The organism is Streptomyces sp. NPDC040410 (genome assembly GCF_055595715.1).
On the sequence record NZ_JBVIVK010000005.1, the window covers coordinates 320,142 to 333,366 of the forward strand.

At 69.3% G+C, this 13,225-nt stretch carries 10 protein-coding genes; 1 reads left to right on the plus strand and 9 read right to left on the minus strand.

Going from position 1 to position 13,225, the window contains the following annotated elements:
- Positions 1 to 44: 44 nt before the first annotated feature.
- From rodA to ACZ562_RS13725, 9 genes are all read right to left on the minus strand, one after another.
- Positions 45 to 1,244, minus strand: coding sequence for a rod shape-determining protein RodA (gene rodA, locus ACZ562_RS13685; RefSeq protein ID WP_471177603.1), 1,200 nt, complete (start codon positions 1,242 to 1,244; stop codon positions 45 to 47).
- Positions 1,241 to 3,487 carry a penicillin-binding protein 2 gene (mrdA, locus tag ACZ562_RS13690; protein ID WP_471177606.1) on the minus strand — a complete coding sequence of 749 codons (2,247 nt, stop codon included), beginning with the start codon at positions 3,485 to 3,487 and terminating at the stop codon, positions 1,241 to 1,243. The genes rodA and mrdA overlap by 4 nt, the downstream gene beginning before the upstream one ends.
- Before the next feature lie 151 nt (positions 3,488 to 3,638).
- Positions 3,639 to 4,310 (minus strand): rod shape-determining protein MreD, encoded by a 672-nt coding sequence (mreD, locus tag ACZ562_RS13695; protein WP_471177609.1) that lies wholly within the window; start codon positions 4,308 to 4,310, stop codon positions 3,639 to 3,641.
- Between the two features lie 12 nt (positions 4,311 to 4,322).
- Positions 4,323 to 5,270 (minus strand): rod shape-determining protein MreC, encoded by a 948-nt coding sequence (gene mreC / locus ACZ562_RS13700; RefSeq protein ID WP_471177612.1) that lies wholly within the window; start codon positions 5,268 to 5,270, stop codon positions 4,323 to 4,325.
- Between the two features lie 156 nt (positions 5,271 to 5,426).
- Complete coding sequence (locus ACZ562_RS13705) at positions 5,427 to 6,446, minus strand: rod shape-determining protein (RefSeq protein ID WP_004001297.1); 1,020 nt, start codon at positions 6,444 to 6,446, stop codon at positions 5,427 to 5,429.
- 325 nt (positions 6,447 to 6,771) lie between these two features.
- The gene (gene ndk / locus ACZ562_RS13710) at positions 6,772 to 7,185 is read right to left on the minus strand and encodes a nucleoside-diphosphate kinase (protein WP_471177616.1); all 414 of its coding nucleotides are present in this window, start codon (positions 7,183 to 7,185) and stop codon (positions 6,772 to 6,774) included.
- 145 nt (positions 7,186 to 7,330) lie between these two features.
- A complete protein-coding gene (locus tag ACZ562_RS13715; RefSeq protein ID WP_471177619.1) occupies positions 7,331 to 7,687 on the minus strand; it encodes a DUF4233 domain-containing protein in 357 nt (118 codons plus the stop codon).
- A gap of 6 nt (positions 7,688 to 7,693) precedes the next feature.
- Positions 7,694 to 9,214 (minus strand): bifunctional tetrahydrofolate synthase/dihydrofolate synthase, encoded by a 1,521-nt coding sequence (folC, locus tag ACZ562_RS13720; protein ID WP_471177622.1) that lies wholly within the window; start codon positions 9,212 to 9,214, stop codon positions 7,694 to 7,696.
- A 229-nt stretch (positions 9,215 to 9,443) separates the two neighbouring features.
- Complete coding sequence (locus ACZ562_RS13725) at positions 9,444 to 12,068, minus strand: valine--tRNA ligase (RefSeq protein ID WP_471177625.1); 2,625 nt, start codon at positions 12,066 to 12,068, stop codon at positions 9,444 to 9,446.
- A 136-nt stretch (positions 12,069 to 12,204) separates the two neighbouring features.
- Between ACZ562_RS13725 and ACZ562_RS13730 the strand changes: the two genes are divergently transcribed.
- Positions 12,205 to 13,203, plus strand: a complete 999-nt coding sequence (locus ACZ562_RS13730; protein WP_471177628.1) for a hypothetical protein — start codon at positions 12,205 to 12,207, stop codon at positions 13,201 to 13,203.
- Positions 13,204 to 13,225 lie beyond the last annotated feature (22 nt).

The following is a 13,225-nucleotide window of genomic DNA, read 5'->3' on the forward strand; positions in this document are numbered from 1 at the left end:
CAGAAGCCGAACGGCCGGGGAACGCCTGGCCGACCGCCGCGGGCCTACGCCGACATCGGCCGCTGCACCCGGATCGACTGCAGCAACCCCACCGCCACCCACACCGCGAACATCGACGTGCCGCCGTACGACACGAACGGCAGCGGCAGGCCGGTGACCGGCATGATGCCGAGCGTCATGCCGATGTTCTCGAAGGACTGGAAGGCGAACCACGCCACGATTCCGGCGGCGACGATCGTGCCGTACAGCTCGGTCGTCTCGCGGGCGATGCGGCAGGCGCGCCACAGGACCACGCCGAGCAGGAGGATGATCAGGCCGCCGCCGACGAAGCCCAGCTCCTCCCCCGCGACCGTGAAGACGAAGTCCGTCTGCTGCTCCGGCACGAACTGTCCGGTCGTCTGAGAGCCCTGAAAGAGGCCCGCGCCGGTCAGCCCGCCCGAACCGATGGCGATCCGGGCCTGGTTGGTGTTGTAGCCGACGCCCGCCGGGTCGAGGCTGGGGTTGGCGAAGGCCGCGAAGCGCGCGATCTGGTATTCGTCCAGGATGTGCAGCTGCCAGACGGTGACCGCGCCGGCCGCGCCCGCGCCGAGCAGCCCGAAGACCCAGCGGTTGGAGGCGCCGGAGGCGAGCAGCACACCGAGCACGATGATCACCATGACCATGACCGACCCGAGGTCGGGCATGAGCAGCACGATCAGCATCGGCACGGCGGCGAGTCCCAGGGCCTGCAGGACCGTGCGGTGGTCGGGGTACGGCTTGTCGCCCGCGTCGACCCTTGCGGCCAGCAGCATCGCCATGCCCAGGATGATCGTGATCTTCACGAACTCGGAGGGCTGGAGGGAGAAGCCGCCGCCGAGCACGATCCAGGAGTGTGCGCCGTTGACCGTCGAGCCGAGCGGGGTGAGCACCAGCAGGATCAGGAACACCGAGGCGCCGTACAGGATCGGCACGGCCGTGCGCAGGGTGCGGTGGCCGAGCCACATCGTGCCGATCATCAGGGCGAACCCGATGCCGGTGTTCATGACGTGCCGGATCAGGAAGTAGTACGGGTCGCCCTGGTTGATCTCGGTCCGGTTGCGAGTCGCCGAGAAGACGAGCAGCGAGCCGATCATCGACAGCGCGACGGCCGCCAGCAGTATCGGCCAGTCCAGCCGGCGCGCGAGCGAGTCCCGGGCGAACACCCGCGTCCAGCCCGCGCGTTCGGGCCCGTACCCGGAGACGGAGAACGAGTTCGCGCCGGTCATGTGAGCATCCTCCGGCTTCCCCGCTTGCGCGGTCGCCGCCGTGTGTCGCGGTTGCCCGTCGTGGGCGTCCGCACGGTCGCCGCCTGCTGCGTCTCGTCCGGCCCGGCCGCGCCCTCCTGGCTGGCCCGCTGGTCCTCGGCCGGGTCCTTGGCGACCTTCGGGGACTTGATGGTCCCGTCCGTCCGGACCTTCGGCAGGCCCTTCTGCGGCGTGGGCAGCAGGGCGTTCTTCTTGTCGATCACGCCGCCGTCGGAGACGCCGTACAGCGCGTCGTAGATGTTGCGGACGGCCGGACCGGAGGCGCCGGAACCCGTACCGGCCTGCGAGATCGTCATCACGATCGAGTAGTCCTTGGTGTAAGTGGCGAACCACGACGTCGTCTGCTTGCCGTAGACCTCTGCGGTACCCGTCTTGGCGTGCATCGGGATCTTGTCCTGCGGCCAGCCCCCGAACCGCCACGCGGCCGTACCGCGGGTGGCGACGCCCGCGAGGGCCTCGTCCATCTCGGCGAGCGTGGTGCTGCTTATCGGCAGCTTGCCGTGCGTCCTGGGCTTGATCTCCTGAACGGCCCTGCCGTCGGCGCTGAGGACCGCCTTGCCGACCGTAGGGTCGTGCAGGGTGCCTCCGTTGGAGATCGCCGCGTAGATCGTGGCCATCTGGATCGGCGTGACGAGGGTGTCGCCCTGGCCGATGGAGTAGTTGATCTCGTCACCGGCGCGCATCTGGTTGCCTTCGAGGCAGTTCTCGTAAGCGATCTTCTCGACGTACGAGCCGTCCCTCTTGCCCTGCTTGCACCAGGCGTCCTTGTTGGCCTTCCAGTAGTTCTGCTTCCACTGGCGGTCGGGGACGCGGCCGGTGACCTCGTTGGGCAGGTCGATGCCGGTCTCCTTGCCGAGGCCGAACTGGTGGGCGGCCTTGAAGAAGTAGTCGTTCGCCTTCTTCTTCGGCTTGATACCGCCGTCCTTCTGCCACTCCCGGTGCGCGAGGCCGTAGAAGACGGTGTCGCAGGAGACCTCCAGGGCGCGGCCGAGCGAGATCGGGCCGAAGTTCTCCGACTCGAAGTTCTTGAAGACCTGGCCGCCCACCGAGTACGAACTCGTGCACGGGTAGCGCCCGTCGAAGGGGTACCCGGCCTCGACGGCCGCCGCCGTAGAGATCACCTTGAAGGTCGAGCCGGGAGCCGACTGCCCCTGGATGGCCCGGTTCAGCAGCGGGTAGTTGGAGCCCTTGCCGGTGAGTTTGCGGTAGTCCTTGAGGGAGATGCCGCCGACCCACGCGTTCGGGTCGTACGTCGGGTTGGACGCCATGGCGACGATCCGGCCGGTCTTGGCCTCCATCACCACGACCGCGCCGGAGTCGGCCTTGTAGTTCTCCTGGGTGTTGCGGTCCCACTCCTTGCGGGCCTGCTTCATGGCCTCGTTCAGTTCGTACTCGGCGACCCGCTGGACACGGGAGTCGATGCTGGTGACGAGGTTGGAGCCGGGCTGGGCGGCGTCGGCCTCGGCCTTGCCGATGACCCGGCCGAGGTTGTCGACCTCGTACCGGGTGACGCCCGCCTTGCCGCGCAGCTCCTTGTCGTACTCGCGCTCCAGGCCCGAGCGGCCGACCTGGTCGGAGCGAAGATACGGCGAGTCGGTGTCCTTGGCCTGCTGGATCTCCTCGTCGGTGACGGGCGAGAGGTAGCCGAGCACCTGGGCGGTGTTGGACTTGCCGGGGCTGGGGTAGCGGCGCACGGCCTCCGGTTCGGCGGTGATGCCGGGGAAGTCCTCGGCGCGCTCACGGATCTGCAGCGCCTGCTTGGGGGTGGCCTCGTCGGTGATGGGGATCGGCTGGTACGGCGAGCCGTTCCAGCACGGCTGCGGCGTCTTGGAGTCGCACAGCCGCACCTTCTGCATGACCTCCTTCGGGTTCATCCCGAGGACGCCGGCGAGCTTGGTGAGGACGGCTTTGCCGTCGTCGGCCATCTTCAGCAGATCGGTACGGGAGGCGGAGACCACGAGCCGGGTCTCGTTGTCGGCGATCGGCACCCCGCGCGCGTCCAGGATCGAGCCGCGGACGGCGGGCTGGACGACCTGCTGGACGTGGTTGCCCGACGCCTCCTTCGCGTACTCGGCGCCCTCACGGATCTGCAGGTACCACAGGCGGCCGCCGAGGGTGCCGAGCAGGGAGAGGACGAGGATCTGGATGACGACGAGCCGGATCTGGACGCGTGGGGTCCGACCGGTCTCCGGGATATTGGTCATGGGCGAAGCCCATTCCTTGGAAGCGCGGTGGTGGGCGACGGGTGGGCGTTGGTCACTGCGGCCGCCTCCCCCTCTCAGAGCGTGTACGAGCAGTGCGTGTACGAGTCATATACGACGGACCTGTGAGCCCGGACCGCCAACACCGGCGTGCTCACAGCCGCTTGACCCCCTTGATGCGGCCGGCGCGGGCCACCCGCGCCCGGGCCGCCTTCACCCTCAGCCCGCCGCGCTGGCTGCCGATGCGCAGCCCGGTGCCGGAGGACAGCCAGCCGGAGGCGATGTCGGCCGTCTTGGACGAGGAGTTGGTCTCGGCGAGCGGGTCGTTCTCGGCGCGCCGGGCCAGGGCCATGATCCCGGGGACGACGAACGGGGCGAGCAGCATGTCGTACAGGGCGGCCGAGAACAGCAGGCCGCCGAGGCCCACATGGCGGGCGGCGGTGTCGCCGACGAGGGCGCCGACACCGGCGTACAGCAGGGTGGAGCCGATGGCGGCGGCGACCACGACGAGCATGGGGCCGGTGGCCGATTTGAGCCGGCCGTTCTCCGGCTTGATGAGCCCGGCGAGGTAGCCGATCACACAGAGCACGAGGGCGTAGCGGCCGGCCGCGTGGTCGGCGGGCGGAGCGAGGTCGGCGAGCAGGCCGGCGGCGAAGCCCACGAGGGCGCCGCCGACATGGCCGTACACCATGGCCAGGCCGAGGACGGTGAGCAGCAGCAGGTCGGGGACGGCACCGGGCAGGTGGAGGCGGGCGAGGACGCTCACCTGGAGCACCAGGGCGACGACGATCAGGGCCGAGGAGAGCAGGATCCGGTTGACGCGCATGGGCTACAGCTCCTACTGCTCTTCTTGGATCTGGCCGTCGACCGGCGCGTCCGCGGACGGGGTGACGGTCACCGTCACGGTCGGCGTGGGGGTCGGCTTGGGCTTGGCGGGCAGCACCGTGTCACGCGGGTCCTTCTTCGGGGCCTCGACGACGACACCGACGATGTCGAGCTTGGTGAAGCTGACGTACGGGGTCACGTAGAGGATGCGGGTCAGACCGCCGCCGGACGGGTCGACGCGGGAGATCACGCCGACGGGCACGCCGGGCACGAAGGGCTTGTCGGCCTGCGAGCCGAACGTGACCAGGCGGTCGCCCTTCTTCACCTCGGCCTTGCCGTTGAGGAGTTCGACACGCAGCGGGCGGTCGCCCTGGCCGGAGGCGAAGCCGAGCTCGTCGGTGGACTCCATGCGGGTGCCGACGGTGAAGTCGGGGTCGCTGGCGAGGAGCACGGTCGCGGTGTTCGGGCCGACGGTGGTGACGCGGCCGACCAGCCCGTCACCGTTCAGCACGGTCATGTCGCGCTTGATGCCGTCCTCGGCGCCGGCGTCGATGGTGATCGTCCAGGAGAAGCCCTGGGCGGCTCCTATGGCGATGACCTCGGCGCCCTTGATGCCGTACTGGCCCTCGCCCGCGATCTTCAGCATCTTGTCGAGCTGTTTCAGCCGGCTGCGGCTGCGGTCGTCGCTGCCCAGCTTCGCCTTGAGGGCCGCGTTCTCCTTCTCCAGCGCGGCGAGCCGGTCGTGGCGCTCGCCGGAGTCACGGATCGCGGAGACGGCGTTGCCGACCGGTTCGACCGCGGCCGACACACCGTTCTCGATCGGACCGAAAACCGCGGCCGCGGCCTGGCGGGCACCGTCGACCGGCGAGTCCTCCCCACCGCGGATGTCCACCGTGATCAGCGCGAACGCGACGGCGACCAGCAGCACCAAGAGCAGCCGGCTCTCTCGTGTGTCCCTCACGTGCGGCGGCCGTGCCTTCCTCATAGGAATGTGCGGGTGTCAGAAATGTGCAGGTGTCGGGGGCGTGCAGAGGCTTATGGGCGAGCTTATGCCTCTATGTCAACGATCCGCCGTACGAGAGGAGATCAACTCGTACGGCGGAATCGAAGAGTTACGTCATCTGCGCGGCTGGGCGTCCAGGACCTGCTGGAGCGCCTCGAACTCCTCGACGCACTTGCCGGAGCCGAGAGCCACGCTGTCCAGCGGGTCCTCGGCGATGTGGATCGGCATCCCGGTCTCCCGGCGCAGCCGCTCGTCGAGACCGCGCAGGAGGGCTCCGCCGCCGGTCAGAACGATTCCGCGGTCCATGATGTCGCCGGACAGCTCCGGCGGGCACTTGTCGAGGGTCGTCTTGACGGCGTCGACGATGGCGTTGACGGGCTCCTCGATCGCCTTGCGCACCTCGGCGGCGGAGATGACGACGGTCTTGGGCAGCCCGGAGACCAGGTCCCGGCCGCGGATCTCGGTGTGCTCGTCGGAGTCGAGGTCGTACGCCGAACCGATCGTGATCTTGATCTGTTCGGCCGTCCGCTCACCCAGCAGGAGTGAGTACTCCTTCTTGATGTGCTGGATGATCGCGTTGTCCAGCTCGTCGCCCGCGACGCGGATGGACTGGGCGGTGACGATGCCGCCGAGGGAGATGACCGCGACCTCCGTCGTGCCGCCGCCGATGTCCACCACCATGTTGCCCGTCGCCTCGTGGACCGGCAGGCCGGACCCGATGGCCGCCGCCATGGGCTCCTCGATGATGTGCACCTGACGGGCGCCGGCCTGGGACGACGCCTCGATGACGGCACGGCGCTCGACGCCGGTGATGCCGGAGGGCACACAGACGACGACCCGCGGACGAGCCAGATAGCGCCGCTTGTGAATCTTCAGGATGAAGTAGCGGAGCATCCGCTCGGTGATCTCGAAGTCGGCGATCACGCCGTCCTTCAGCGGACGTACGGCAACGATGTTGCCGGGCGTGCGCCCGATCATCTTCTTCGCCTCGGCGCCGACCGCGAGGATGCCACCGGTGTTGGTGTTGATCGCGACCACGGACGGCTCGTTGAGTACGATCCCGCGACCCCTGACGTACACCAGCGTGTTGGCGGTCCCGAGGTCGACAGCCATGTCACGGCCGATGAACGACATTGAGTTCCCCATCAGGATTCGACTGGCCTTCCCATGAGCTTTTGAGGGCTTTTCAGGTAGGCGAGGTGGGTGCTGTGACGTGAAGGCTTCCATCGTAGACGCGCCTGCACGAACACTGCGCGAGGGTCTTCGCCATTGTCAGCAGATGACGTGCCGCCTCGCTTGTGGAGACGGTCCATCGGGGGCACTCGTTCCCCCGATCGCCACGCATATGCCAGAGGACGGCCGAAAACGTACGGCCGCCCCGGGTCAGGCGCGTCGGCGACCTGACGGTCGCTCAGAAAATGCGTCAGAAACAAGCATCGGAAAAAATGCGTTCGACGGCTCAGGCACGGCCGGGGAAGAAGATCTTCACCTCGCGCTCGGCGGACTCCTCGGAGTCGGAGGCGTGGATCAGGTTCTCCCGGACGATCACACCGTAGTCGCCGCGGATCGAGCCCGGGGCGGCGGCGATCGGGTCGGTCGGGCCGGCGAGCGCGCGCAGGCCCTCGATGACCCGCTCCCCCTCGACGATCAGGGCCACGACCGGGCCGGAGGCCATGAACTCGACCAGCGGTTCGTAGAAGGGCTTGCCCTTGTGCTCGCCGTAGTGCTGCTCCAGGGTGTCCTGGTCCAGGGTGCGCAGCTCCAGCGCGGTGATCCGCCAGCCCGCCTTGCGCTCGATGCGGCTGATGATCTCGCCGGTCAGGCCACGAGCGACTGCATCGGGCTTGAGCAGGACGAGGGTGCGCTGGGTCACGACGTAACTCCTTTTCTGCGGTGTGCGGTGGCAAGAGGCTACAGGGCGTGCCCGGGGGCCGGTTACGCAGTGTCAGCCTGCGGTGGTGGCCGTCCCTGGGGGCTGCCGCCCCAGCCCCCGCTCCGGCCCTCGACGGGCCTCGTCCTCACACGCCGGACGGGCTGTTCTCGCCGGCCTGTGCCGCGAAGCGGGCCTTCGCCTCGTCGATCTTCCGTCCGAAGTGGACCGACGCCCACCACAGGGCGCCGAAGACCGCCCCCAGGAAGAACATCGTCGGGATGACGAAGCCGGACGCGATGAGCGCGATCTGGAGGGCCCAGCCCATGGCGATCCCGCCGGGGCGGGTCACCGCGCCGCACAGCAGCACGCACAGGAACATGGCGATGCCGCTGACCGTCCACACCGTGGTCATGGACAGGTCGGGGTCCTTCATCGCGACCAGCCCGGCGAAGCCGATGATGAAGAACTCGCCGATCAGGGTCGAAGCACAGAGCGTACGCACGGAAAGTCAGCCCCTCCCCAGGAGCAGTCGGGCCTCACCGACGGTGATGACGGAGCCGGTGACGAGCACGCCGCCGCCCGCGAACTCGCCCTCCTCCTCGGCGAGCGTGATGGCGGCCTCCAGCGCGTCGGGCAGCCGCGGCTCGACCTGCACCCGCTCCTCGCCGAACACCTCGACCGCGATCGCCGCCAGTTCGTCGGCGTCCATCGCACGATGGCTGGAGTTCTGCGTGACGACGATCTCCGCGAAGATCGGCTCGAAAGCCTCCAGGAGCCCCCGCACGTTCTTGTCCGCGCTTGCCCCGACCACGCCGATCAGCCGGCTGAAGTCGAAGGCCTCGCCGACGGCCTCGGCCGTGGCACGGGCGCCCGCCGGATTGTGCGCCGCGTCCAGCACGACGGTGGGCGAGCGCCGCACGACCTCCAGCCGGCCCGGGGACGACACGGCCGCGAAGGCCTTGCGGACCGTGTCGACGTCGAGCGGCTCGGGCCGCTGGGAGCCGACTCCGAAGAACGCCTCGACGGCGGCCAGCGCGACGGCGGCGTTGTGGGCCTGGTAGGGGCCGTGCAGCGGCAGGTACACCTCTTCGTACTCGCCGCCGAGACCGCGCAGGGTCAGCAGCTGCCCGCCGACGGCGACCTGCCGGGCGACGACCCCGAACTCGAGCCCTTCCCGGGCCACGGTCGCGTCGACCTCGACTGCCTTCTTCAGCAGCACCTGCGCCGCGTCCACGGGCTGCTGGGCCAGGATGACGGTCGCGTCCTGCTTGACGATCCCGGCCTTCTCGGTCGCGATCTCGGCGGGCGTCTCGCCGAGGCGGTCGGTGTGGTCCAGGTCGATCGGGGTGACGACGGCTACGTCACCGTCGATCACATTGGTGGCGTCCCAGGAGCCGCCCATGCCCACTTCCACGACGGCGACATCGACGGGGGCGTCGGCGAAGGCCGCGTACGCCATGCCCGTCAGCACCTCGAAGAAGGAGAGCCGGTACTCCTGCTGGGAGTCGACCATCTCGATGTACGGCTTGATGTCCTGGTACGTCTCGACGAACCGCTCGGCGGAGATCGGCACCCCGTCGAGGCTGATCCGCTCGGTGATCGACTGGACGTGGGGCGAGGTGTACCGCCCGGTCCGCAGTTCGAAGGCGCCGAGAAGGGCCTCGATCATGCGGGCGGTGGAGGTCTTGCCGTTGGTCCCGGTGATGTGGAGGGAGGGGTACGACCGCTGCGGCTCCCCCAGCACGTCCATCAGCGCGGCGATACGGCCGACCGACGGCTCCAGCTTGGTCTCGCCCCACCGCGTCGCCAGCTCCGCCTCGACCTCGCGCAGGGCCTTGTCGGCCTCGGGGTCCGCCGGGCGCGCGGGTACGTCGGCCTCGGGCGGGCCGCCCTGGGTGCGCAGGGTACGGCTGCCGGCCTCGATGACCGCGAGATCGGGGTCACGGTCGGTCTCGGCGGCGATGATCTCCTCGAAGGAGTCGAGGGGGCCGGCCTGGTCGTCGTTGCCGTTCGGGGGGAGCTCACTCACGAGGCCAGTCTACGGAGGGAGGGGGACGAAGGTTGCGGTGGCTTGCGACGCCGGGCGGCCGGGGGTCGTCCGGGGCTGGTCGCGCGGTTCCCCGCGCCCCTGAGGTACTCACCGTCACGCTGCCGCGTGGGCGCGGCGCGGCCTGCGGGCAGCCGACGCCGTCGAGCCGCGGCAACCGAAAGCCCCGGAACCCAAGCAGCTCCGGGGCCTTCAACAACGTGAGGGACGCCTACGCCTGCGGCAACCGCTCCAGCTGGACCTGGATGCGGGCGATGTCCTCGTCCGCCTTCGCCAGCCGCGTCCGGATCTTCTCCACCACGTGGTCCGGTGCCTTCGACAGGAACGCCTCGTTGCCGAGCTTGGCGTTCGCCTGGGCCTTCTCCTTCTCCGCGGCGGCGAGGTCCTTCGCCAGCCGCTTGCGCTCCGCCGCCACGTCGATCGTGCCGGAGAGGTCGAGCGCGACCGTGGCCCCCGAGACCGGCAGGGTCGCCGTGGCCGAGAAGGCCTCGCCCTCCGGCTGGAGCCGCAGCAGCTGGCGGATCGCGGCCTCGTGCGGGGCGAGCGCGGTGCCGTCCAGGTCCAGGCGGGCCGGAACCCGCTGGCCGGGCTGCAGACCCTGGTCGGCGCGGAAGCGACGGACCTCGGTGATGACCGACTGGAGGGTCGCGATCTCCTTCTCGGCGCCCGCGTCGCGGAAGCCCGAGTCGGTCGGCCACTCGGCGACGACGACCGACTCGCCACCCGTCAGCGTGGTCCACAGCGTCTCCGTGACGAACGGAACCACCGGGTGCAGCAGCCTCAGCGTGACGTCGAGGACCTCGCCGAGGACCCGCTTGCTGACCTCCGCGGCCTCGCCGCCGGCGGCGAACGTCGTCTTGGACAGCTCGACGTACCAGTCGAACACCTCGTCCCACGCGAAGTGGAACAGCGCGTCCGAGAGCTTCGCGAACTGGAAGTCCTCGTAGTACGCGTCGACTTCGGACACGACGGAGCCCAGGCGGGACAGGATCCAGCGGTCCGTCGCCGACATCGCGGACGCGTCCGGCAGCGGCCCCTCGACCGTCGCGCCGTTCATCAGCGCGAAGCGCGTCGCGTTCCAGATCTTGTTGGCGAAGTTGCGGGAGCCCTGGACCCAGTCCTCGCCGATCGGCACGTCGACACCGGGGTTGGCGCCCCGGGCGAGGGTGAAGCGGAGGGCGTCGCTGCCGTACTTGTCCATCCAGTCCAGCGGGTTGACCGCGTTGCCGAAGGACTTCGACATCTTCTTGCCGAACTGGTCGCGGACCATGCCGTGCAGGGCGATGGTGTGGAACGGCGGGGTGCCGTCCATCGCGTACAGGCCGAACATCATCATCCGGGCGACCCAGAAGAAGAGGATGTCGTAGCCGGTGACCAGGACGGAGTTCGGGTAGAACTTCGCGAGGCTCTCGGTCTGCTCGGGCCAGCCGAGCGTCGAGAACGGCCAGAGGCCGGAGGAGAACCAGGTGTCGAGGACGTCGGTGTCCTGATGCCAGCCCTCACCGCTCGGCGGCTCCTCGTCGGGACCGACGCAGACGACTTCCCCGTCCGGGCCGTACCAGACCGGAATCCGGTGTCCCCACCACAACTGCCGCGAGATGCACCAGTCGTGGAGGTTGTCGACCCAGTCGAAGTACCGCTTCTCCATCTCCTGCGGATGGATCTTGACGCGTCCGTCGCGGACGGCGTCACCGGCCGCCTTCGCGAGCGGACCGACCTTGACCCACCACTGCATGGACAGCCGCGGCTCGATCGTGGTCTTGCAGCGCGAGCAGTGGCCGACACTGTGGACGTACGGCCGCTTCTCGGCGACGATCCGGCCCTCGGCGCGCAGGGCGGCGACGATGGCGGAGCGGGCCTCGAGGCGGTCCAGGCCCTGGAAGGGGCCGTGGGCGGTGATGACCGCGTGCTCGTCCATGACGGTGAGGGACGGCAGGTTGTGGCGCTGGCCGATCTCGAAGTCGTTCGGGTCGTGGGCCGGGGTGACCTTGACGGCACCCGTGCCGAACTCGGGGTCGACGTGCTCGTCGGCGACGACCGGGATGGAACGGTCGGTCAGCGGCAGCCTGATGAGCTTGCCGATCAGGTGCTTGTAGCGCTCGTCCTCGGGGTGAACGGCGACGGCCGTGTCCCCGAGCATCGTCTCGGCGCGGGTGGTGGCGACGACGATGGTGTCGTCCCCCTCGCCGTACTTCATCGAGACGAGCTCGCCGTCGTCGTCCTGGTACTCCACCTCGATGTCCGAGATGGCGGTCAGGCAGCGCGGACACCAGTTGATGATGCGCTCGGCGCGGTAGATCAGCTCGTCGTCGTAGAGCCGCTTGAAGATGGTCTGGACGGCCTGCGAGAGCCCCTCGTCCATGGTGAAGCGCTCACGGGACCAGGCGACGCCGTCGCCGAGGCGGCGCATCTGCCCGGAGATCTGCCCGCCTGACTCGGCCTTCCACCGCCAGACGCGCTCGACGAAGGCCTCACGGCCCAGGTCGTGCCGGGACTTCCCCTCCTTGCCCAGCTCCCGCTCGACGACGTTCTGCGTGGCGATGCCGGCGTGGTCCATGCCCGGCTGCCACAGCGTCTCGCAGCCCTGCATGCGCTTGCGGCGCGTGAGGGCGTCGATGAGGGTGTGCTCGAAGGCGTGCCCGAGGTGCAGGCTGCCCGTGACGTTCGGCGGCGGGATGACGATGGTGTACGGCGGCTTGTCGCTCTTCTCGTCCGCCTCGAAGTAACCCCGCTCCACCCAGCGCTCGTACAGCGGCCCCTCTACGTCGGCCGGCGCGTACTGGGTCGGCAGTTCGGTGTCGGGCGCTGGTGGCTGCTGCTGAGCGTTCTCGGTCACGGGCTCAGTTTAGGGGTGTCGCAGGCGTGTCCCGAAACGCGATTCCTTTGGTAACGGTGCGCCCCCGCCGCACTGAGCGCTCCACCCCTGCGTCAGGATGTCAGGAACACATAAGCATCTGGAGGGGAACCCAGAAATGAGCTACAACCAGCCGGGCCCGTACGGCGGGCAGCCACAGCAGCCTGGACCGTACGGCCAGCCGGGTCCCTACGGCCAGCAGCAGCCGCAGGCACCCCAGCCCGGCTACGGCTACCCCCAGCAGACCCCTCCCCCCCAGCCGCAGCCCGGCTACGGCTACCCGCAGCAGCCCCCACAGGGCGTCCCGCCGTACGGCCAGCAGCCTCCCTACGGCCAGCAGCCTCCCTACGGCCAGCAGCCGCCGTACGGCCAGGCCCCGTACGGCACTCCGCAGCCCCCGGCTCCGGGCGGCGGCGGCAAGAAGACGGGCCTGATCATCGGCGCGGTGGCGGTCGTGGCCGCGATCGCGGTGGGTGCGTACTTCGTGATCGGCGGGGGCGGGGGCGGCCTGGAGGACGACGGGGCGCACACGCTGTCGACGCCGTCGAAGGTGCTCACCGAGTACATGCGCGTCGGCAAGGGCGGCGAGACCAGCGACTCGGACACCGTGAAGTACCTGGAGGAAGCCGGCGTCAGCAACGGCAAGGCCGTGATCGGGCAGTGGTCGACGGTCGACTTCGGCGACTACGACCCGCAGAACCCCGACGTTGCCGACCTGCCCAGCGAGTCCGAGCTGCTGACGGCCAAGGGCGTCACGATGCTGGGCGGTTACGGCAAGATCGCGGACCCCGAGACGGCCCTGGACAAGTACTTCGCCGCCATCCAGAAGGAACTCGAGAAGAGCGGCTCCTCCGGCTCGTCGAGCAGCACCGAGGGCGAGACAGAGCTGGTCGGCCAGCCCGAGGAGGCCGACATCGACGGCGCGCTCATGAAGTGCCAGGCGACCAAGAGCACCAACTCGCTGACCAAGAAGCTGTCGACCGACTGGTTCTGCGTCTGGTCCGACTACAGCACGCTCGCCATGGTGTCCCCCGGCGACAACACCCAGGGCACCAGCAAGGACACGGCGATCGACATCACCACGAAGCTGCGCGAGGAAGTCCGCGTCAAGGCCTGACGCCTCTGCCGCCGCAGTCCCC